The organism is Magnetococcales bacterium (genome assembly GCA_015231175.1).
In the GTDB taxonomy this organism is placed as follows: Bacteria; Pseudomonadota; Magnetococcia; order Magnetococcales; family DC0425bin3; genus HA3dbin3.
The window spans coordinates 22,164-44,616 of record JADGBZ010000007.1; the positions used below are offsets into that span (position 1 = coordinate 22,164).

19 protein-coding genes are annotated in these 22,453 nt (G+C 55.7%); 9 read left to right on the plus strand and 10 right to left on the minus strand.

Annotation, left to right across the window (positions count from 1 at the left end; genetic code table 11):
- Positions 1–33 precede the first annotated feature (33 nt).
- From HQL63_02610 to HQL63_02620, 3 genes are all read left to right on the plus strand, one after another.
- Complete coding sequence (locus HQL63_02610) at positions 34–957, plus strand: diguanylate cyclase (protein ID MBF0175731.1); 924 nt, start codon at positions 34–36, stop codon at positions 955–957.
- Positions 958–984: 27 nt separating this feature from the next.
- A complete protein-coding gene (locus HQL63_02615) occupies positions 985–2,724 on the plus strand; it encodes a chemotaxis protein CheA (GenBank protein MBF0175732.1) in 1,740 nt (579 codons plus the stop codon).
- A 70-nt stretch (positions 2,725–2,794) separates the two neighbouring features.
- Complete coding sequence (locus HQL63_02620; protein MBF0175733.1) at positions 2,795–4,378, plus strand: response regulator; 1,584 nt, start codon at positions 2,795–2,797, stop codon at positions 4,376–4,378.
- Here the strand turns inward: HQL63_02620 and HQL63_02625 are convergent.
- The gene (locus tag HQL63_02625; GenBank protein ID MBF0175734.1) at positions 4,338–6,053 is read right to left on the minus strand and encodes a serine/threonine-protein phosphatase; all 1,716 of its coding nucleotides are present in this window, start codon (positions 6,051–6,053) and stop codon (positions 4,338–4,340) included. The two genes, HQL63_02620 and HQL63_02625, sit on opposite strands and share 41 nt — an antisense overlap.
- A gap of 345 nt (positions 6,054–6,398) precedes the next feature.
- Here HQL63_02625 and HQL63_02630 point away from each other — a divergent pair, with 345 nt between their 5' ends.
- Positions 6,399–7,604, plus strand: a complete 1,206-nt coding sequence (locus HQL63_02630) for a response regulator (GenBank protein ID MBF0175735.1) — start codon at positions 6,399–6,401, stop codon at positions 7,602–7,604.
- Positions 7,605–7,843: 239 nt separating this feature from the next.
- On the opposite strand, the gene HQL63_02635 is transcribed toward HQL63_02630, so the two are convergent.
- The 4 genes from HQL63_02635 to HQL63_02650 form a co-directional block, all read right to left on the minus strand.
- The gene (locus HQL63_02635; GenBank protein ID MBF0175736.1) at positions 7,844–10,435 is read right to left on the minus strand and encodes a hypothetical protein; all 2,592 of its coding nucleotides are present in this window, start codon (positions 10,433–10,435) and stop codon (positions 7,844–7,846) included.
- Positions 10,436–10,533: 98 nt separating this feature from the next.
- A complete protein-coding gene (locus HQL63_02640) occupies positions 10,534–11,472 on the minus strand; it encodes an exopolyphosphatase (GenBank protein MBF0175737.1) in 939 nt (312 codons plus the stop codon).
- A gap of 130 nt (positions 11,473–11,602) precedes the next feature.
- Positions 11,603–12,793 carry a nickel pincer cofactor biosynthesis protein LarC gene (larC, locus tag HQL63_02645; protein ID MBF0175738.1) on the minus strand — a complete coding sequence of 397 codons (1,191 nt, stop codon included), beginning with the start codon at positions 12,791–12,793 and terminating at the stop codon, positions 11,603–11,605.
- Positions 12,794–12,801: 8 nt separating this feature from the next.
- Complete coding sequence (locus HQL63_02650) at positions 12,802–13,200, minus strand: hypothetical protein (protein ID MBF0175739.1); 399 nt, start codon at positions 13,198–13,200, stop codon at positions 12,802–12,804.
- Positions 13,201–13,649: 449 nt separating this feature from the next.
- On the opposite strand from HQL63_02650, the gene HQL63_02655 reads away from it, so the two are divergent.
- Together HQL63_02655 and HQL63_02660 are read left to right on the plus strand one after the other, a co-directional pair.
- On the plus strand, positions 13,650–13,859 hold the full coding sequence (locus HQL63_02655) for a hypothetical protein (GenBank protein MBF0175740.1): 210 nt from the start codon (positions 13,650–13,652) through the stop codon (positions 13,857–13,859).
- An 11-nt stretch (positions 13,860–13,870) separates the two neighbouring features.
- Positions 13,871–14,071 (plus strand): hypothetical protein, encoded by a 201-nt coding sequence (locus tag HQL63_02660; GenBank protein MBF0175741.1) that lies wholly within the window; start codon positions 13,871–13,873, stop codon positions 14,069–14,071.
- Positions 14,072–14,167: 96 nt separating this feature from the next.
- On the opposite strand, the gene HQL63_02665 is transcribed toward HQL63_02660, so the two are convergent.
- Positions 14,168–14,422 (minus strand): hypothetical protein, encoded by a 255-nt coding sequence (locus HQL63_02665; protein MBF0175742.1) that lies wholly within the window; start codon positions 14,420–14,422, stop codon positions 14,168–14,170.
- On the opposite strand from HQL63_02665, the gene HQL63_02670 reads away from it, so the two are divergent.
- From HQL63_02670 to HQL63_02680, 3 genes are all read left to right on the plus strand, one after another.
- Positions 14,421–14,981 (plus strand): hypothetical protein, encoded by a 561-nt coding sequence (locus HQL63_02670; protein ID MBF0175743.1) that lies wholly within the window; start codon positions 14,421–14,423, stop codon positions 14,979–14,981. The genes HQL63_02665 and HQL63_02670 overlap by 2 nt on opposite strands.
- An 84-nt stretch (positions 14,982–15,065) precedes the next feature.
- Entirely contained in the window at positions 15,066–15,497 is a 432-nt protein-coding gene (locus HQL63_02675; GenBank protein ID MBF0175744.1) for a dinitrogenase iron-molybdenum cofactor biosynthesis protein, read from the plus strand.
- Between the two features lie 77 nt (positions 15,498–15,574).
- Complete coding sequence (locus HQL63_02680) at positions 15,575–17,224, plus strand: hypothetical protein (protein MBF0175745.1); 1,650 nt, start codon at positions 15,575–15,577, stop codon at positions 17,222–17,224.
- Here HQL63_02680 and HQL63_02685 read toward each other — a convergent pair whose 3' ends face one another.
- Genes HQL63_02685 through recN form a run of 4 tightly spaced genes read right to left on the minus strand, consistent with a single transcriptional unit; the run spans position 17,225 to position 22,449 of the window.
- A complete protein-coding gene (locus HQL63_02685; protein ID MBF0175746.1) occupies positions 17,225–18,061 on the minus strand; it encodes a TIGR02281 family clan AA aspartic protease in 837 nt (278 codons plus the stop codon).
- A 42-nt stretch (positions 18,062–18,103) separates the two neighbouring features.
- Positions 18,104–20,362: an ATP-dependent Clp protease ATP-binding subunit ClpA gene (gene clpA / locus HQL63_02690; protein MBF0175747.1), complete on the minus strand. Its 2,259-nt coding sequence runs from the start codon at positions 20,360–20,362 to the stop codon at positions 18,104–18,106.
- Between the two features lie 37 nt (positions 20,363–20,399).
- A complete protein-coding gene (gene clpS / locus HQL63_02695; GenBank protein MBF0175748.1) occupies positions 20,400–20,714 on the minus strand; it encodes an ATP-dependent Clp protease adapter ClpS in 315 nt (104 codons plus the stop codon).
- A gap of 22 nt (positions 20,715–20,736) precedes the next feature.
- Positions 20,737–22,449 carry a DNA repair protein RecN gene (gene recN, locus HQL63_02700; GenBank protein ID MBF0175749.1) on the minus strand — a complete coding sequence of 571 codons (1,713 nt, stop codon included), beginning with the start codon at positions 22,447–22,449 and terminating at the stop codon, positions 20,737–20,739.
- Between the last annotated feature and the right edge of the window lie 4 nt (positions 22,450–22,453).

Sequence of the window (22,453 nt, forward strand, 5' to 3'; positions counted from 1 at the left end):
GCATGTTTCTTTTCAGAAGCAGGGGAACTGTCTATGAGTGAAAAACCCGTCATTCTGGTCGTTGACGATGAGAGCTTCAATATTGATGTGTTGTTGAACCTCCTGGGGCAGGAATATACGATAACAATTGCCAAGAATGGCGAACAGGCACTCAAGAGGCTGACAGGCAAAACCATGCCGGACCTGGTTCTTCTTGATATCATGATGCCGGGCATGGATGGTTACGAGGTGTGCCGGTGCATCAAGGAGGGGTTTCGCACCCGGCATGTGCCGGTCATTTTCATCACCGCCTTGAGTGATGTCAGCGAAGAGACCGCAGGGTTCCAGGCCGGGGCTGTGGACTATATTACCAAGCCGTTTTGTCCAGCCGTGGTGACGGCCCGGGTGCGTACACACATCGAGTTGAAACGAAGCCGCGATCTCCTGGAAATCCTGGCCAAGGAAGATGGTTTGACCGGTATTGCCAATCGCAGGCGGTTCAATGAGTTTCTTGAATTTGAATGGAGCCGGGCACAACGTAAACAGACATCCATCTCCCTGACCCTGATGGATGTCGATTTTTTTAAATTGTTCAACGATCATTATGGCCATGCTGTTGGGGATGCCTGCCTGCGGCAGGTGGGGCATGCCCTGCGGCGCTCCATGCATCGGACGGTGGACTTGGTGGCGCGTTATGGCGGAGAAGAGTTTTGCTGTGTTTTGCCCGATACGGAAAGTCCGGGCGCCATGGGCGTGGCCAATCGACTGTTATGTGCCGTTCACGAACTGGCCATCCCGCACCATCACTCCAAGGTCGCTGACCACGTCACCATGAGTCTGGGCGTTGCTTCGCTCGTTCCAGCGGCAGGCCAAGGTTCGGAAATACTCATTCATATGGCCGATCAGGCGCTTTACAAGGCGAAAAATGGGGGAAGAAACCGGGTTGAGCTGGCGCGAACGGAAGATGCAGCTGACTAGAATGGCAAGAAGAGGTGTGTTCTGTCCATGTTTGACGAAGAGACATTAAAAGTCCTGTTGGCGGAATTTCTTGCCGAAAATCGGGAATCCCTGGACCAGATCGAACGCGGCATCCTGGCCCTGGAAATGGATCCGGAAAACATGGAACTCCTGAACACCGTGTTTCGCCATATGCATACAGTCAAAGGCAATTGCCGGATGATGGAGTTTTCCCGGCTGGAAGAGTTGACCCATGCTGCGGAAAATCTTCTTGATCTGTTGCGCGAAAGGAAAATCACTGCGCATCAGGGGAATTGCGGTGTTCTCCTTGGTATCCTCGACACTGTTCGCCATACGTTGGATGGTATTGAAAGGAGCGGCAGTGAGGGCAATCCGGATTTTTCCCGCCCCATTCAAGCCCTGGAACGACTGACCCGGGGAGGTGATTCCGGAAGTACCTCTCTCCTGGTTCCGGATTGTGGGCCGGGCGATTCGAGCGAACCCGCCGACTCTGCCTTGCCTTGTCGGGATGCCGAGCCCGAGCGGGAAAGATCGGGTGGGTCTGGCCTCCAAACCGTTCGGCTCCCCATTGAGAAACTGGATGCCCTGATGAACATGGTGGGGGAGTTGGGGTCTGCATTCAATCAGTTGCGATATGCCCTGCACCACGGGACAACAGCAGGTGACACGGTATTGGAAGGAATGGAAACCAGGATTCACCAGCTTCAGGACGAAGTTCTCAAATACCGTTTGCAACCGATCGATACCATATGGGAACCCTTGCACCGCCTGGTTCGCGACTTGGCCATGGAGACAGGCAAGAAGGCCATCCTCGATATCCAGGGGGGAGAGACGGAAATGGACAGAAATGTCCTTTTGACTCTCAAGGAGTGCATGGGGCATTTGCTGCGCAACGCGATAGACCATGGCATCGAACCTCCCCATGAACGGGAAGTGGCGGGCAAGTCGATTTTGGGACATGTCAGGCTGCATGCGGAACAGAGGCATGGCCAAATTTTTATTGAGGTCTCTGACGATGGCCGGGGTCTTGATGTGGAGAAAATTCGGACCAAAGCCATCGAGTTGGGATTGCTCGATGCAGAGCAGGCCCGACACCACGCCGAGGAAGAGGTGTTCCGCGTCATTTTTGAACCAGGTTTTTCCACGGTCGGGCAGGTGAGCAAAATATCTGGACGTGGCACAGGCATGGATGTCGTCAAAAATGCCATGACCAGGCTGAACGGGACCATTGCCATTTCCAGTCAACTGGGTCGGGGCACGCAGTTTCGTTTCCGGATACCGCAGACCATGGCCATCGTTCCCTCCCTGCTGCTTGGGAGTGGGGATGGACAATATGCTGTTCCTCAAGCCAACATTGTCGAGTTGATCTCCTATTTTGGCGCGGACGTACAACGACACGTCGAGAAGAGATTGCACGGTTTCATGGTCCGGATACGTGATCGTTTGTTTCCCTTGCTTCCTCTTGACCAGATTCTGCATGCTCCTCTCCACGGTAACCACAGCCCACAAACTCCCGCTTTGCAAACCCGGAGCGCATGTCATGTCGTTCTTTTGCGTGCCGAGGGAGGGGAGTTTGCCCTGGCTGTCGAGAAGATTGCCGATCCGATTGCCCTGGTGGTCAAGCCCATGCTGCGCCTGTTTTCCCACCTGACCATTTTATCTGGAACGGCTCTTCTGCCGGATGGTTCGGTGGCGTTTCTGTTGAATGTTGGAGAGTTGTGTCAGCTTCAGTCACACGTCCCACCCCCTGTCACCAGCCGGGGTTGACCCCTTTGCCTGGGTGAAGATCCGGTGGCGTTGAATATCCGAAATATTGTAAGCGGTTTGATGAGCGACGATGCAAAACCAGCCCAACCTCTTGCTGGCAGAGTGTGACCCATCGTTGACACAGTGGTTTGATGAAACCCTGCGCACCGACGGGTATGCGGTGACCCATGCTTGTCATGGTGAGCAGGCTTGGTCACTGTTTTGTACCTCTTCTCCGGATTTACTCCTCCTGGGTGCCGGTATTTCCTTTAAGGAGGGTATGACACTCTGTTCCCGGATCAAGGCGACCGCGCCAAGTCGTTCCATGCCAATCCTTATGATTGTGGATCCCTCTCCGGAGGAGGGGTGGATTGAGCAGGCGATTCAGGCCGGGGTGACGGATTTTATCGCCAAGCCGGTCCATGGGGCCATTTTGCGCCACCGTTTACGCCAGTTGCTTGGCAGATCCCTGGCCATCGAGGAGGCGGTACGGCAGGCCAGGGATATGGCAGACGCAACCATGCGTGCCAAAACCGAATTTTTGGCCACCATGAGCCACGAGATCCGTATCCCCATGAATGGCATTTTGGGTATGACGGAACTCCTCCAGGGGGGAACATTGCACCAGGAGGAGCGGCAACGGGTCGATTTTATAAGACAATCAGCACTGAATCTTCTGACGATCGTCAATGACATGCTGGATTTTACCAGCATGGATGCCGGTAAGTTAACCTTGCAAAACAATCGGTTCGACTTACACAGACTGTTGGGGGATTTGCAGGCGACTTTCCAGGATTCTGCTCGTCAAAAAGGGTTGGAGTTGGGTGCCCGCCTCGGTCCGAACCTTCCTGCCACGCTGGTCCAGGATGCTGACCGGTTGCGACAGATTTTAACCAACCTCCTTTCCAATGCGATCAAATTTACACCGCCGGGAGGAAAAGTTGTTTTGGGAGCAGAACCGACGCGCCGGGAGAAGGAGTCCTTCTGGATCCGGTTCTTGGTGCAGGATACCGGCATTGGTATTCATCCTGACCAATTTTCGAGACTTTTCAAATTGTTCTCTCCGGGAGACGGCCCCACGACAAGCAAATTAGGCGGTGCCGGGCTTGGCTTGATGATTACCAAGCGTCTGATCAAACTGATGGGAGGGTATATTCACGTTGACAGTTCCGTCAACAAGGGCACGCTTTTTACAGTTGATCTGCCCTTCCTGCACCCCGTGTTTTTGGAAGAGCCCGTCGCATGTGCTGCTCAGGGTGAAGGGCACTCCTTTCCACCGCATGTGCGGCTGTTGCTGGTCGACGATGACTCCGTCAATCGTGTCGTTGTGCGTGGCATTTTGAGACGGCACGGTTTTGCGATCGAAGAAGCCGTGAACGGCATGGAGGCCCTGGAAAAGCTGGTTTCCCACACCTATGACCTGGTGCTCATGGATTGTCAAATGCCCCACATGGATGGTTATACGGCCTGTCAGATGTTCAGAGAAAAAGAAAGCGGGCAACAACACAAGCGCCGCACGCCCATCATTGCTCTGACCGCCAACGCCATGCAGGGAGATCGGGAAAAATGCCTGGAAGCCGGCATGGATGACTATCTGGCAAAACCCATCCGGGGTGAGGATTTGAAAAGGCTGCTCAGTCATTGGCTTTTCGGCAATTCTTGCCGAAATTGTTGATTAAAAGCAACGTGTCGGGGTCTGGGGGGCCGGCTCCGTCAAAAACCAATTCAAGCATGGTCAGGTCATCCGTCTGTGGGCCGTTTCTGTGCCGTTTTATTTTTTCCATGACTCCCTGAAAGGGTTGGTCTTCCAGAAGGAGTTCGCCCAGGGCCTGTTGCAGGTTGGCGCTGCCGAACATCTCGCCCTGGGCGTCTTGTGCCTCGCAGAACCCATCAGAAAAAGCATAGACCCTATCCATCGTATTTGTTGTGGTGCTCTGCTCAATCTTGGCCAGTTCATGTTCGGCGAGAATACCCAGAGGAAGATGGTTGGAAGGGTAGGAACGGTAGAACTCTTTCTGGTGGAAATGCAATATCTCGGGAATGCCACAGTTCCAGATCAGGAGGCGCCCTTGATTTGGATCATGGGCCAGGAAAGCGGCAGCCAGGTACAACTGCCTGGGTAGTTTAAGGTGCAACTTGGCGTTGATCTCATTCAGAATGGCAGGTGGAGCGAAATTTTTTCGGGTCATGGTGTAAAAAATATCCGCGACCATGGGCCCTCCCAGGGCTGAGGGGAGGCCATGGCCTGTAAAGTCCCCCAGAAGGTAGTGTCGTGTTCCATCTGGACGGGCGGCATACAGCAAAAAATCCCCGGCAATCCTCTCCAGGGGGACGGACAAAAGCGTTGCACCCGCATGGCTCATTTTGACGGACCGGTTGATTTTTTCCAGCGTATGTTCGACGATTTCCCGTTCATAGGCCAGCTTGTCGCGCTGGTCGCGAACGACTTCCAGAATTTGGACCACTTTTTCCCGACTTTCCGTCAATGCGAGCATGGCCCGGCGGTTGCGCCGATAAAAATCAGTCATGAATCCAAGCATGAACAGGATTGCCACGCCAGAGACGCTCATGGTCAAAAGACGCTGGGAACGGGCCTCTCCTTCTCGGGTCTTGAGGATTGTATGCAGTTTGTCGTGCAGTTGTCTATGACATACAATATTGTTTTCAATTACATAGGTAACTGCCAGAAAAAAATACAGGGGATCTGTCTTGACGGTCTTCTCGGACATCAATGTATTGCTGAAGTCAAGAACAGCCAGTAAGTTGGGCTCCAACTCCCGGTCAAAGCATCCCGACACCGATTGCAGAAAAGGAACCTCTTCCCGGATAAAGCGATGAATCCCTCTTGTTCTTTCCAGATCGCGGTTGACATGCCCCATGACTTCGCCAAACCGAATCTGGTCAGTCGGACCGAACTCCCCGGAAGCAAGTATGATACTCACCACAGCGCGCAGACGGCCCATGGATTCACCCAAATTTGGGTAGTACCTCAGAAAGATTTCCTTTAAATTATAGACCGTCACGTCCACGTCGGTTGACAGCCGAGAACGAAAAGCCAAATTTCTGATGATATCATTGACACGGTTGATCATCTGGGTATGGATATCGAAAAGAAGTTTCGGATCGGATGTGCCATGGTCCGGGCTAAAATCGCGCCGAATGGTCTGTTTCGTATCTTGAAATTCATCTGGAAGAAGAGGGGTGTTGCTGTCCAGTTTATCTTCGAGTTCTTTCCAGTAATGTTTTAAATTATCGCTTGATTCTTTTGTAGATTCCTGTAAATTGATTTGAGAAAGACCACGCACTCTCTGCATAACGACGACAATGTTGTATAACTCATTGATGCTCATGAGCCCGGAAATTTCTTCTGTCGCTAAGATTATTTTCCGACTCTCTTCAGAGATGATGTGGTGAAGCGTGACGATAACCAAAAGTGTTGGTATAAACAAAGCGGTCAAATACCGAACAAGAGATATTTTCTGATTCATTTCTATCTTTATTTTCTGTGCCCGACGTGCTCGAAAAGGTATCCCTGCACCGCCCCCCATTACAGAACCCTGTACACCCACTCCCCCCCCCCCCCGGACTATATTTTTTCCTGAATTCACTGTCAACGAACTGAGTGTCCAGTCAACTCCTGACCCGTAAGATGGATCGGAATCATCATGTTTTTACGATCGAAAGTGATCTTTGGCATGACTGCTTTGCAAGGGGTCGTTCTGGTGGCCTTGTTGTTTGGCCGTGAGGGGTTTCATACATCGGGTGGAGTTTTGAGCATTCTTGTTTTTGCAGGTTTGTTCCCCTTATTCAGTGTGTTCGAGGCATGGCATCTGAGTCAACGCCTGCACCAAAGCCTCCAGAGCATCCATGCGGGATTCCAGGCTTTGGGAGAGGGGCGTCTGGGCTACGAAATATCTTTGCACCAGCATACCCTTTGCAGGGAAACCGTGCAGGCTTTCAATCGGATGAGTCGGCAGTTGCAGGAAAACATCGCCAAGCGGGATGTGGCGGAAGGAGATGCCCTGGCAGGAGAAACCTCTGTCGCCGTCACAACCGTTGATCAGGCCACACCAAAAGGTTCTTCCCTGCCAGCCTCCCTGGAACTGGCGCCCGATCTTTCGTCGGACATGCGGATCCTGTTGGTGGAAGACTCCCCGGAAATGCAGATCTTCACGAGGGAAATATTGACCTCGGCGGGTTTTGTGGTGGGTGTGGCCAACAATGGTCGTGAGGCCTTGGAAGCCTTGGCATGTGCTCCATTTGACCTCGTTCTCATGGATTTGGGCATGCCCGAAATGGATGGCTGGACCGCCGTGCGGCAAATTCGTCAACTCACTTCACGGATGCGGGATGTGCCCATCATCATTTTGACGGGTAACACCTTTCCGGGTGTACGTGAAGCGTGCATGGCCATTGGCGCCCAGGGATATCTCACCAAACCTGTGCAACATGATCTCCTTTTGGGCAGCATCCGGGCCTTATTGGCCAACCCGGGCCGGGTTGTTGGGTCTTACGGCCCGGTTGCTCTTCCTGAGGCAGATTCGGTGATCACCGCTCTGCCTTTGTTGGACGCTGCCGTTCTGCAACAAATGGCACGGGATACGGCGCCAGAGTTGGTGCCGCGCATGGTCAGGATTTTCATCCAGGAGGCGGAAAAACGTCGGGAACGTATCTTGCTCGATGCAACAGGCGGTGACGTGCAGGCTATGCGTTTGGAGATACACGCCTTGAAAAGCAGTGCGGGTACCTTTGGCGCCAAAGCCCTCTACCACGCTTCAACGGAGGCCGACCTCGCCGGCAAGAGTGGCGACATGCCGACACTTTTGCGCTGGGGCCAGGCGTTGCCGAATCTCATCCAACGCACCATCCGTGCCTACCAGATCCATTTTTCGGAGTCGTGATGCCAACGCTGCGTTGCAGATAAAGTCAAGGGTGCTGAATAGTGGCTCAACCGTGTCGATTTGATGTGCAGAAATGTTCCAATGCTCCGGGGACAGCTCAACCATGAAACGGGGTCCAGGGGGCTGGCTCCCTGGCTTTGTCCAGGGCAGCGCCCTGGTGGGGTTCGGGGCGAAGCCCTGATGAAGGCCTTCATCTCCCAGCCTTTCTCAAAAGGGTGCCGAATAGATACGGTCAGCCATCAAACTGAAGAGTCGCTCTGCTCGAAGCGAACGGTGTTGAGCAATTTGGGCTTTGCTGCCACCCTGCTTTCGGAGACCGGATGAAATTTGGGGAAACTGGTGGAATCGTCAACGGAATCCTCTTTTTTGACGCCCATACCCAAATCAGCGGATATGATACGCAGATCCAGGGCATCGTCATCCTCCTTCTCAAGCGAATCTTCATCCGCATTTTGAGGAGAATCCCCTTCCGGGCCGGGTTTATCCATCTGGTAGTGCCCCAGGCCAGCCTCTTCAGACAAGGAACTCAGATCCAGGTCACCATCGTCATCAGACTCTTCGTTCCCTTCACCGTTGGATGCAGGGGTGACTTTGGGTGAGTCAATATCCTCCTTTTCCTGGCCCACCCGAGATTTATTGGATGGTGTGGACCTCAGAGAGCTGAACACGAAAGGGATGCTCTCCAGCGCATTGCCAGAGCCTTCTCCCAATCCCGATTTGAGCACAACCGATTCATCCAGGGATTCGGAGGTCGAAAAGGCGATCGAACCATAGGATGCTGTAACAGAGACGCCAGTTTTATGAGTCCCTAATTCTGTCGTCTCTTGATCAGGGGTCTCTATATCGGAGATCTCTGATTTACCTTTATGTTGAAATTCCGCTGTGGAGACCGTGTCGGCTCCGTCCAGCCTGGGCATGATTGCAAGTATCGTGGCATCTTCACTGTGTCCCGCGACCGACTCATCAATTTGTATGTTCGGCTGATCATCTCCCATGTCCGCTGGTGACACCTCTTGCTGATCCTCTGGCTTGTCGGCCTCTTCCAGATTTCCCATGCGGCGCAGGGCTTCCAGGGCCTGCCGGCCTTCCAGGGTCAAACGGGCAGAGAGAGGGTCAGTCGGCACATCGGGTCCAGAGAGAGATTCCTCGTGCGCTGCGTGGGGAGCAGAGTCCGCGCCATCCGGCTCCATGCGAGGGACGCCCGTGTCCGGGCGGATAGGAGAATCAACATGTTGCGAGGCTGATGTGGCCAAACTCCCGGCAGCCACCGTAGCCACAATCGCTGCGACCGGGGCAGCCGGAACCTCTGAGCCGTCCACGACCGGCTCCTGGCGTTCCTTGTTGCCCCTGGACTCTGCTGACTTACCCTTGGTGTCGTTCTTCCTTTCTGCGGGAACAACAATCTCAAGTATGCTGTCAGGCTCTTCCTGGCTTTTGCGACGTTGGCGAATCCGCCAACCGAGATAGGCCACCATGGCGATGGCCACACCACCCAGACCAGCATCCTTGACCCAATCAGCCAACTCTTCCACGGAGGAGGCTTGTTCCAGAAACCGCTTGGAAAGGGACTGGGACTGATTTTTCAGCACGGCAAGTTGGGTTTCCAAAACTTTGCGTTGCTTTTCGCTCTCCTTGACGCGCTGGTTTGCCTTGGCAAGCTCTGCCTGGATGTTCTCCAGGGCGACGCTCTTTGGCGCACCGCCTGCTGGAGGTGAGCCACCGGTTGACGGCTCCGCAGCAACATCTCCCCGGTTGGCTGATGCGTTGCTGTCCTGTGAAGATCCAGCGGTTTGCAGCTGTTCCATACTTTTCGGTTGGGTGGATGAAACCTTCTTGGGAAGCGAAGCCTTCCTCTGGCTCTCGCGCAACCCGGTCCTCTCTCCGACTGAATGGGGTTGGCCACCTGCCAGATCAGCCTGCTGACTGCTGTGGGATCTGCCCCTGTCACCCCAGGAACCCTTCGTGGCATCCTTTCCTGAAACTAAGTCGGAAGGTCCATCCCGGCCCATCGCTCCAGAGTTGGTGACACCCTCAGGGGTGGATTTCCAGCTGTTCCGGTGGGACTGGACGATCCGCCAGGCCTCGGATGGAGAGACGCGGCTCATGTCGCCCACGGAGGGGAGAGAGAGGGTGACGCCAGTGACCAGGCCGAGGATGTTGTCCTTGTAAAATTTGTCGCGATTGGAGTGCCACAACCCGACCATCACCTGACTTGGGGTCAGGCCACTCCCCTCCCCAACGATCTTGGCGACATCGGCCAAACTTTTTCCTTTGGGTACGGGCCCAAAGGTGGTTTCGCGCGGCAGGGTATGATGCTGGAAAGCGGCCTGGGTCGTGGATGCCGGACCATGCGCAGCCGGGGGCAACTTGACAAAGCGATGGCTGTCGAACTCCCGGGCGCCCTGCTGGAAATCTTTCTGGGTGGGAGATTCGTGTGAAGAGGAGAGCAAAATCGGGTAGTTGCGAACCAAGGCTCCCGTGCCTCGCGAGGCCTTGATCAGGACATTGAAAAAAGGCTCCTGAACGGGGCCATCGCTCTCCAGTAACACAGCGGAATCCGTTGCATCTTTTTGCACCTTGATCCGCAAATTTCCCACCATGCTGGAGCGGAAGAGGTGGACGCGACGATAATCGTTGATCCCCCCCAGGGTGATGTCGCCATCGTCAAAGGTTTCCAGTGGATGCAAAGTCAGTGGGATGCGAGCCAGGAAGGGTTCCCCGATATGGCTCTTGACTTGGATCTCACCCAGGGAGAAAGCGTTGGCTGTCTGTGGCATCCCGAGCAGCAAAGCCAACCCAAGCCACGACTTTCCGAGTAACCGGTACTTCATGATCACCATCCCGCATGCGATTCCCCCGCTCTCACAACGAGAGACAAGGCAGAAATCAGGATAAGCAATTTTTGTACCAATAAAATTTCGTGACTCCGTCAACCATCCTGAGTGATCCGCTCGACCAACTCCCGGAGGGCCTTTTCAGCGTGACTGTTCTCCACCTGGCAGGTACCGGCGTTGCGATGGCCGCCGCCGCCATATTGGAGAGCCAACTCACCGACGTTGGTGTTGGACGTCCGGTTCAGAATGGACTTGCCTATGGCAAAAACCGTATTTTGCTTCTTGACACCCCACAGCACATGGATGGAGATGTTGGTTTCGGGGTACAGGGCATAAATCATGAACCGGTTGCCGGCATAAATGGGATCCTGGTCACGCAGATCCAGGACCACCAGATTTTTATGGACGGTCGAACAGGCCCTCAACTGGGCCTTGAATGTCTCTTCCTGTTGAAAATAGAGATCCACCCGTTCCTTGATGTCGGGCAACTCCATGATCTCGGAGATATCCATGGTACGGCAGTTGTCGATCAACTGCATCATGAGCTGGTAGTTGGAGATGCGGAATTCCCGAAACCGGCCCAGACCCGTCCGGGCGTCCATGAGAAAGTTCATCAAAACCCACCCGGTGGGGTGAAGTATCTCTTCTTTGCTGAACAGGGCAGCGTCGCCTTTGTCCACAGCGGCCATCATTTCTGGAGAGACATTGGGCAGAGCATCCGGGCCTCCATAATACTTGTAGACCACCCGGGCGGCTGAAGGGGCGTGTGGATCGATGACATGATTCTCCGGTTTTTTGTCACCTCGGCGAATGGTCTCGCTGGCGTGGTGATCGAAGGCGATATGCACCCCCTCCACGTAGGGAAGGTTGGTGGTGATATCGTTGCCTGTGATTTCGATCTTGCCGTCTTGCATGTCTTTTGGATGGACAAATTTGATCTCTTCGATCATGTCCAACTCTTTAAGGATGACGGCACACACCAGGCCATCGAAATCGCTACGGGTTACCAGTCGAAATTTTCTTTTCTCGGCCACAGCGGAATCTCCCAGTCGAAAAAACAGGCGCGTTTTCGGTCTTGCCAAGCGATGCCATTCGGGTCAAGAACCCCCAAACACCCCATCCGCCACGCAGGATATCTGGAAAGTCTCCGTGGGAAAAGGGAATTCATTGAACGCCCCCTCCCAGAAAGGGCAGGAGTTTGTCATAGGCCTCGGCCACGGACCACTCCTGGAGGCGGGCAATGTTGGCCAGATCGTCGTACTCAACCCGGCGCACTCCTCCTGCCTCGACCAGACCCAAGGGCCCCCAAGGGGTGGAGACCAGGCGTTTGTTGCGACGCCAAACCCACCTTTGCATGGTTTGTATCCGAACACCAAGGGTGGTGGATTGCTGCAACATCAAGTGCGCCAACGCATCGGCAGCCGCAGGCTGCACCACAACTTCAATGCGTACCGCTGGCCGCCCCTTCTTCATGGTCATGGGAATGAGTCCCACATCCAAGGCGCCGGCTTCAAACAATTTTTCCCACAACATGCCGTACCACTCCGGATTCATGTCATCCACATGGGCCGACAAAACCGCCACCTGTTCCTGAAAGGGATCCATATCCGTTTTGCCGGGTATGGCAGCCGCTGCCGGTACTTCGGCCAAAATGCGCAGGGCATTGGCCCGTTCGGGGAGTTCGCGTTGTCCCAACCCGGTGCCTGTTCGGTCGATTCGGGTCAATCCACCCGCTGCTGCAAGGCTGTGAACCAGGTGGGCCAGAATGGCTGTTCCCGTTGGCGTGGCCGTTTCACCGGTGACATGCTCCGGCTGGAGGGGGATCCGATATTTTTGCACGATCGCCACCACCGCCGGGGCAGGCACCGGCATTACGCCGTGTTGGCAGCGGACACTGCCCGAACCACACTGCAATGGACCGGTGCTCACCCCGGTCACGCCCAGATGTTCAATGGCCCAGGCTGCGCCGCAGATATCCAGAAGGGCATCCATGCCTCCGACTTCGTGAAAATGCACCTCTTCCGGGGGGAGACCGTGAACCGCTCCCTCCGCTTCGGCCAGGATGGTAAAGATGGCCTCGGCCCGTTGCGCTACGGCTGTCGTGAAACCTGCCCCCCGGATCAATGTCAGAATTTCCGCCAAGTGGCGGTGATGATGTTCATCCGGCACCTGAACATCGACCCGTATCCCACGCATTCCCCCGCGTCGCGCCACTTCCGCCGCGAGGGTCCAGGCCGGCAACGCAAGCCCCCGGAGCGCGTGGATCATCGCTTCCCGGTCCACCCCCAGATCCAAACAGGCGCCCAAAAACATGTCGCCGGAGATTCCGGCATCCAATTGCACATGCCATTTCATGGTTTGACTCACTCTTTTTGTTCTTCCCCGATGTGGCGAATGGTCACATCCGGCCAGACCGGGTGGATGGCGGCCAGAATCTCTCGCACGGCGCGGGAAATGTCGTTGTGTTCGGAGAACTCGGCCAAGGCGAGTTCGGCGCGTATGCCGAAGAGGGGCCATTCACCTACATCGTCGAGATAAGCTTTGGCCAGGGCGTAAGCCCAATGGGGGAGATCCTGGGGGTCGTTCAGGTAGGCCGCATAGGGGCGCCGGTCGTTATCTGGACCATCTTCCAGGCTGACCACCCAGCGTGCAGCAGGAGATTCAACGTAGGCGGCGAGCCATTCGGGAGGGTGATCGCGCCCGATGGCCAGCCAGCGCTGATGGCGTTCCTCCCAGGGGGGGAATGTGTGTTCGGTCTCCATGGGGATGGACCTCTTGTCTGTACCGTTCGGTGAGGTGTTTCATCATCATTGTTTTTTGCCGCCCGATGCAGCCCATGTTAACAAAGATCAATTTGTGCTCAAAAGGTATTTCTGACAGCGCTTCCGTCATTGTTGTCCAGCCAAAAATGGCAACATAGGCCATATATGTCCAGATATCCGTAGGGAAGGGTTGGGATCCGTCGGGTTGTATTTTTACTTAAGATATTGAAATTTTTAATTTTTATGTTGCATGTTAACTTTGGCACAATTTGTGGGATAGGGGTGGTACCGGGATGCGCCATGACTGAGGAGACGGGAACAGGCCATGGCGCGACATTCGGGCGGATCAAATGAGTCGAAAAGGGTGACAGAGGAGACTGCCTTGCCAGAGTGGTTGGCCGTCTTGGGGATGCCTGTTTGTGACTGTGCGGTACATTGGAGCATTTGACATGAACTTTCCAGCGATCAATTCGGCTGCGTCATCCGGCGCCGCCAAAGCGGCGACAGGATCCTCCAGTCTGTTGAAGTTTGCCGTACAATCCCATTTGATCAAGGGATTGGGCATGGGAGCCGGGATGAGCCTTGGCGTGGGTGTGTGGGTACTCGGGATTGCCGGGATGGGATACTGGCTCTACCGGAAATATGTACGTCTTTACTGAGGGTGACATTCATGATCGCGCAAAATTCAATGATGGCGGCGAGCAAAGGGGCTGCCGCAAATTCGTCGCTCTCCTTGTCAACCGTTGCGACGGCCCAGTTTATCAAGGAGGCAGGCCTTGGCCTGGGCATGGGGTTGGGGATCGGAGCTTTTCTGGCGGTTGGTTCCGCCATCGTGGGATGGATGATTTGGCGAAAATACTTGCGGGAGTGAAACTTGACAGGTGGGGGCCATCGACTGTCGAGCATCATCGATCATTGCGGAAATGGCCATACGCCGTTTTGGAGAGGTCCAATGAATTCTAGAACTTTAGTTATCGCATATGATGAAGCAGGCTTGTTTGGCGCACTCGGGCGGGGTGTAACATCTCGGCAAGGAGCGGTTGCAGTCGATGCCGCACGAAGAGCCGAAAAAGGAAGAATGACCTTGGCCGGGTTCCATCAGGGGAGAGCTGTCATCATGGTCATGGCCCTCCTCCTGGCGCCATTGGTTATCCTCGGGATCGCAGGTATCCTGGTCTGCGGCGGATGCAGAGCGATTGGCAAGATGGGTGCGTGTCGTCATGAAAACGTCCGTAAACGGTGATGTTAAAAGTTCTTTGGGTACATGCCGATCGGTCACGGTCACATCCATTTCGGAGATCGGTTGGCACGATACGGATATCATTCTGCCGGACATCGAGGCCGCAGGCGGACCGGGGGCCGATCAGTGGGAGGCGTCGTGGCATGCCGACAATGCCGCCGGAAGTGCCAGTCTGATCGAGGTCGGGTCGTTGGATGGTCGGAAGCATAGATTCCTCCTCGATTGTGGCTGGCATGAGGGATACATGCGTTCCCGCTTTGCGGCAGCCGGCGTCGATGGCATGCTGGAACTCTCTATCTATGGCCTGTACGGCGGTCTGCATATCGCCCCCTTTGGCCCGTTGACCCCGCAGCAGGAGGAGGCGATCGTGGATCTGCAACGCTTTGGTTTCCTCAGGATTGTCCCCAACCACTGCACCGGCCTGCCGGCAGTCCGCAAAATGATCGAACTGGGGTATCCTGTCCTGAGGGGCTCGGGCCAGGTCGGTTCTGTTCCCCCTTTGATGGCAGGCCATGGAGACCGGGTAGTTTTTGGGTCATGATCCTGCCAGGAAAAAGTCCAGTACCCTTATGTTTCAATATCTTCTTTACACATGTCATTCATTGCATACAGCAGAGGTGTGTTCATGCGTATCGCCGTTACCAGTCAAAACAAATACTCCATCACCGAACATGCTGGGCAGTGTCGCCGCTTTTGGCTGTTTGATGTGGAAAACAACGTTGTGTCCGGAGAACGCCTGGTGGAGCTGGCCCCCGAGGAGAGTTTTCATAACAATGGAATCATGGGGCCGGACCATCCGCTCTTTGGCATGCACGTCCTGATCACCAGAAGCATGGGGCAAGGTTTGAAGAATCGGTTGGCAGGAATGGGTGTGCAAGGTGTCGTCACGTCCCTGGAAGATCCAAAGTGCGCTGCCATCCTGTTTCTGGAGGGAAAGTTGCCTTCAATATCCGCACCGGACACCCGGTGCAACGGCCATGGTCACGGCCATGGTAACGGGTGTGGACCCGGACCCGGTCTCATGAACAAGCATATTGTTATCGAGCCAAAATCCTGATATGTCCGTTTTTCGGTACCCCCACCGCGCAAGAGCGTGCATGGCCTTCGGTGTGGTGGGGGTCCGGAAAATCGCCCATGGTCCAGATTTTGATGGGTTCGTTGTCGGAAGAGGGTTGGTTGGAGAGAGGCCGCATGATTGATCTCCGGTTAAAGGCTACCTGGGGCCATTGGATGGGTTCGTCACGAGGAGATGGTATTGTTCAAACATTAAAAGTCATCGTCATTGTTGCGTGTATTATCTCTCTCTTTTTTTCATGGCAATATGATCAGGGACTCAACCTGGCGGATGAAGGATTTCTTTGGTACGGCGCCCAACGTGTCCTGCTGGGGGAGGTGCCGCTGCGTGATTTCATGGCCTATGATCCCGGACGCTACTACGGATTGTCCATCCTGATGGGATGGTGGGGGGACAATGGCATCGTGGCCATGCGGGGTGGCGTGGAAATGTTTCGTGCCATGGGGTTGCTGATAGGTTTGCAGGTGCTGGTTGGCACCATCAGGGTACGGAGCACCCGTTTCCTCATCCTCTCCGCCATGACGTTGCTGACGTGGATGTCCATCCACAACTTCAAGGCATTTGATACGACGACATCCCTGGCGCTGGTCGCTGCGTTGACGTTTTTGGTGCGGAAACCGGTGGCGCAACGTTACTTTGTGACCGGCTTGTGTGTGGGCGTGGCGGCTATTTTTGGCCGCAATCACGGTGTGTACGGCGTGGTTGGCGCCATGGTCGCCATGGTCTGGTTGCACCACGGGAAGGAAAATATAGGTTGTTTTGGCAAAGGGGTTATGTATTTTATAACGGGTGTGGTTGTTGGGTGCCTGCCCATGCTGTTCATGGTGTTCTGGGTTCCCGGCTTTGCCAAGGCGCTTTGGGACAGTATATTGTTCATGTTGTCATTCGGGGCCACCAACATTCCTCTTCCCGTTCCATGGCCATGGCTGGTCGATTTTGCCTCGATCTCCACGCTGCAATCCATTCATGGGGTCTTGGTGGGGTTGTTCTTTGTTGGCATGATTCTTTTTAGCATGTTCTCCATCATGTGGGTGTTTTGGCAGAAGAGGAGGGGAGAACGTGTCTCTCCTCTGGTGGCTGCTGCGGCATTTTTGTCACTGCCCTATGCCCACTATGCGTTTTCTCGTGCCGATGTGGTTCATCTCTCCATGGGCATCTTTCCCATGTTGATCGGGTGTCTCGCTTTTTTGGCCCGGAGGCCGGGCCGGGCCAGGTGGCCTCTGATGCTGGTGTTGTGTGTCACCAGCATCGGGACGACCCTTCCCTACTACCAGGGTTGGGGGTGCCTTCTCAACAGCAAGTGCGTGGTTGTGGAGGTTTCCGGCTCCAGACTCAAGGTCTCTGCCCATACGGCATCCACGATTCAGCGGCTTCGCCATCTCGTGGTGCAACAGGCCACGGGGAATCGTTCCTTCGTTGTCGCCCCCTATTGGCCCGGCGCCTACGCCTTGTTCGATCGCCAATCTCCCATGTGGGAGATCTACGCCCTGTTCAAGCGTGATCGGGCGTTCGAGGAGGCCGAAATCAAGCGAATCATGGCAGCCCAACCGGCCTTTATCCTGCTGTCCGAGATGGCCATCGATGGCCAGGAGGCGCTGCGCTTCATGTATACCCACCCTCTGACCTACCAATACATTCAGGAGAATTATGTCTTGGGCGCTTCGTATGGGCAGCTCAGGGTGTATGACCCGAAGGTTGATGGGGGGTAATCAGGATTTATCCACAATCAAAACCCGTCGCTTGTTGTCAATATGCCAGGTTCCCAACTTTTCCAGCACAGCCATACCCAGAAGGGCAGGGGAGTTGGGAGCGGAGATGATGGCGTTGATCTCCCTGACCACCACCAGGCCGATTTGCACCGAATCAAGTTTAAGGGACTTCTCCTGTACCTTGTTGCCATTGGCATGCATGACGGTTACAGTTGGAAGTTTGGCGATGGCTTCGGCATCCATCAGGGTGAGGGCAACCCCTTCAGGGATGGAGAGAGAGGTGGCGCCCGTATCCAGCAAAAATTCGACGGTCTGTTTCCCATTCAGGGTGGCGGAGATGTAATAGGCTTGTCCCCGCTTGGAAAGGGCGATCTCACGCGCCTCGGCGCTGTCAGGCGAACACTTGCTGGAGAGAATGAGGCTGCGCCGTCCATCGGTGGTTTGGTTCCCAAAGCAGGTGTGACGTTTGAGGGTTCGTATTTCGCCCTGCAACGCCACGATCACCGAGTCATCCGTGATTTTTTCGACGCGGGGACCGGAATCCAAAATATCCCCCTCCTGAAAACGGCGACCATTGATCACCGCCACCTTGCGCCCATCCGAAGTCAAAAGAAGCTCCAGGTTCAGACGTTTCCAATCAACGGCGCGTACCGGTGCCACTTGTTCTTCGGTGTTTTCGGTCGCAGGAGGTGCCTCCAGGGGGGGGGGAGAAACGGCAAACGTATCAGGGCGCGTCGGATCAATCAGGCCGACATCGTCAGCCATGCCACTTGGGATGACAAGAAAACCGGACAACAAAAGGGCCATCCAGATTGCGGGAAAAGTCCGGTCGCTCACAGAATCACCAGATTGCCTCAACAAAGGGTACAGGTCAAAAGTTCAGGCACTGAAGTCAAACTCAAGTTTGTTGTCCCCTGCCGTGATTTGTACAGTTCCCCCTTGCCGCAAATGGCCAAAAAGCAGTTCATCGGAGAGGGGCTTGCGGATATGATTTTTGATCAGACGCTCCATGGGACGGGCGCCATGGCTGCGATCAAAACCGTTCTTGGCAAGCCATTGGCGGGCAGCATCGTCCACATGCAAAGTGACGGTACGCTCGGCCAACTGTGCCTCCAATACCAGGAGAAATTTGTCCACCACGCGGAGAATGGCAACCGGTTCCAAATGGGAAAACGGGATGATGGCGTCCAGGCGATTGCGAAACTCCGGTGAAAACATCCTTTTGATCTCCTTGAGATCGTCTCCCTGAGGGCTCTGGGACACAAAGCCCAGGGAAGGCCGGTCGAAGGCCTGGGCGCCGGCATTGGTGGTCATGATCAGGATCACGTTGCGAAAATCGGTCCGACGGCCATTGTTGTCGGTCAGTTTGCCATGATCCATCACCTGCAACAGCAGGTTGAACACGTCGGGATGGGCCTTTTCAATCTCGTCCAGAAGCAGAATGGCGTGCGGATTCTTGTGAACGGCATCGGTCAACAATCCCCCTTGATCGAATCCTACATAGCCGGGAGGAGCGCCGATCAGACGCGAAACGGTGTGCCGCTCCATGTATTCGCTCATGTCGAAGCGGATCAGTTCAACGCCCAACTCCCGTCCCAGGAGACGGGCCAGCTCGGTCTTGCCCACCCCGGTGGGACCGGAAAAGAGGTAGGAGCCGACCGGTTTTTCCGGGTTGCCAAGCCCGGAACGCGCCAGTTTGATGGCTGAACTGACCTGCTCGATCGCCTTCTCCTGGCCAAACAGGGCCAGACCCAGACTCTTCTCCAGGTTGCGCAACACTTCCCGATCATCCCGGCTGACCGAACGTGGCGGAATACGCGCCATGCGCGCAACCACCCCCTCGACCTCCCTGACTCCGACGCTGCGTTTGCGGCGTGCCGCAGGCAGCAATCGGCAGGCTGCACCAGCCTCATCCAGAACATCGATGGCCGAGTCGGGGTGCTTGCGGTCCGTGATGTGTCTTGCCGCAAGTTCGGCAGCCATCTGCAACGCCGGGGTTGTGTAACGAATATTGTGGTGCTCCTCGTAACGAGCCTTCAAACCTTGCAGGATCTGGACTGTTTCGTCCAGGGAGGGCTCGGGTATATCGACCTTTTGAAACCGGCGCGCCAATGCCCGATCCTTTTCAAAGATGGCGCGAAACTCCTCATGGGTGGTCGACCCGATGCAACGCAACTCCCCCGCAGCCAACAGGGGCTTCAACAGGCTGGAGGCATCGACATGGCTGCCGCTTGTGGACCCGGCCCCAATGACGGTATGGATTTCGTCTATGAACAAAATGGAACCGGGGCGCTTTTTCAGACTGTTGATCACCCCTTTCATGCGGCCTTCAAAGTCACCACGAAATTTGGTTCCGGCCAGAAGGGCGCCCATGTCCAGGGAGTAAATGACGCTCTCTTTCAGCATATCCGGTACGCAGCCCTCGACAAGGCGGCTGGCCAACCCTTCGGCCAGATGGGTCTTGCCTACCCCGGCATCGCCGACAAAAAGGGGGTTGTTCTTGCGGCGGCGGCAGAGAATCTGCAACGTGCGGGTGATTTCGGCATCACGACCTATGAGAGGATCCGTCTCACCCCGGCGGGATTTTTCATTGAGGTCGACCGTATAAAGCTCCAGAGGATCGGGCCGGCTGAAGCCACCACGCTGGGGCTCTTGAGGAGAAGGCTCCTCGCCGGCTTCGCCATCACCTGATTGGGGATGGGACTCTTCCGGGGGGATACTCGACATGGCCGTCTGGATATCAAGGCGTGAAATGTTCTGTTTTTTGAGAAAATAAACGGCGTGAGACTCTTTTTCCGCATACATCGCCACCAGGACGTAGGATCCCGTGACCATACTCTTGCCCGCCGATTGCACCTGGTGCAGGGCGCGTTGCAAAACCCGCTGCAAACCGAGGGTAGGCTGGATATCGCCGACGCTCTTTTCATCGGAAAACACAGGGACATGTTTGGACAGATGCTCCTCGGTCTCCTGGGTCAGCCGGTGCAGATCGCAGCCGCAGGCGTTCAGGATGGGAAGGACTTCCGGATTCTCCAGCAACGCCAGCAACAGGTGCTCCAGGGTGGCATAGGCGTGCCGGCGCTTGTGAGCCATGACCAGCGCCATGTTCAGGGAATTTTCGAGATGTTTGCTGATCATCGCAACTCTCTGGCGAAATGTGGAAGAGGGGTCAGGTTCACTCTTTCTCCAGGGTACACTTCAGGGGGTGGCCCTGCTCGCGGGCATATTGGTTGACGATGGCCACCTTCGTTTCCGCGATTTCGTAGGGAAAGAGACCACAAACACCCCGTCCATGTTCATGGACGTTGAGCATGATGCGTGTCGCCTCCGACATGGATTTCTGGAAAAAGACCATGAGGAGTTTTACCACGAAATCCATCGGGGTAAAATCGTCGTTCAACAGGATCACTTTGTAGAGGTGGGGCTCACGGACATCGACATCGCTGTCCGTGAGCAGGTCAGATTCCGGTATTTGTGCATGACCACTCATGATGCGGATATCCTGTGCTGCTTCAGATGTTTTCTGCGTTTGGTTCGGGATGTGGCGATGGTCGCCGGGCCGTCTCCAGCAACTCCCGGGCGTTATGGCGGGCCGGGGCGGTGACCAGGTCGCCGGCAAGCATGCGGGCGAGTTCCTCCACCCGGCCAGCTTCATCCAGGGTGTGGATATGGACCTGGGTACGCTCGTCGAGCGTGGATTTCTCCACTTTCAGGTGATTGTCTCCCCAAGCCGCCACCTGAGGCAAGTGGGTGATGGCAAGAAGCTGGCGGCTACTTTTTGAGACTTCGGCCAATTTGCTCCCGATACGGGCAGCAACCCGTCCACCGACGCCGACATCCACCTCATCGAAGATCAGGGTTTGTACAGTGACGGCATCGGCAAGAACTGTCTTCAGGGCCAACATGATGCGGGAGAGTTCGCCACCTGAGGCGACCTGCCTGAGAGGCTTGAGGGGCTCCCCTGCATTCGCGCTCACTTCGAATTCCGCCTCCTCATGGCCCTTGGGTCGTGGATCCCCGTTGGACGGGCGCAACGATATGGCCACACGGGTGCGGCCCATGTACAAATCCTTGAGTTGGCGTTCCACCTCCCGGGTCAGGCGCCCCGCAGCCTGTTGCCGACGTTGAGTCAAGATGGATGCCTTCTCCCGGTAGGCCTGGAGCGCCTGTTGGAGTTGTCGGGTCAGAGTCTCCTCCGAGCTCTCCACGTTGTCCAGGGTGGATAACTCTTCGCGCCAGGCGCGGGCCAGTTCGGGAAGATGATCGGCCTCCCGGCGATGCTTGCGGCATATGTCCTGGATCAGGTTGATGCGTTCGTCCAACATGGCCAACTGCTCCGGATCCGCTGCCAAACCATTTTGATAATGGCGGATGGTGTCGACGGCGGCGTCGATTTCATACTGGATGGAGCGCACGGATGCGGCCATGGTGTTCAGGGCTGCGTCCAGCTCCTGCACATGCTCCAGCTCCGTCGCGGCCATGGAGGTGAGATCGCTGGCGGCATTGCTGCCTTCGGAGAGGAGTTCAAGGGCCTTGCGGGCGGCTTGTTGGAGGCGGGCGGCATGCGCCATGCGGGTCCGTTGATTCTTCAACTCCTCCATTTCTCCCACCACAACCCCGGCGCGTTCCAACTCCTCAAGCTGAAACGCCAAAAAATGGCGCCGGTCCCCCGATTCCCTGGCCTTGCGGCGGAGAGTCTCCAACTGTTCACGGGTGTCTTGCCAGACCTTGTGTTGGGCGCTGGTGGCTGCCACCAACTCTCCGTGCCCCCCGAAAGCGTCCAGGAGTTCAAGGTGGGTTTCGGTACGCAGGAGCGACTGATGATCATGCTGGCCGTGCAGATCCACCAGGAGAGAAGCCAGTGAAGCCAGAGCGGTTACGGAGACAGGGTGATCGTTGATGTAGGCGCGGCTGCGACCTCCGGTTCCCAGGGTGCGGCGCAGAAAAAGATCCTCGCCGGGGAGGTCGAGTTCCTGATCGGCCAGCCATTGACGGGCAGGGTGGGGTGGAGGAGGAAGCAAAAAATGGGCGGTCACCCGCCCCTGATCCGAGCCGGTACGCAGCAGAGAGGCATCGGCGCGCTCTCCCAGCGTCAGGCCAAGCGCATCGATCAGGATGGATTTTCCGGCTCCGGTCTCACCTGTGATGATGGTCAGACCGGGCTCCAGGGTGATCTCCAGATGGTCGATCAGGGCAATGTTGTCGATGCGCAACTGGCGCAGCATGGGT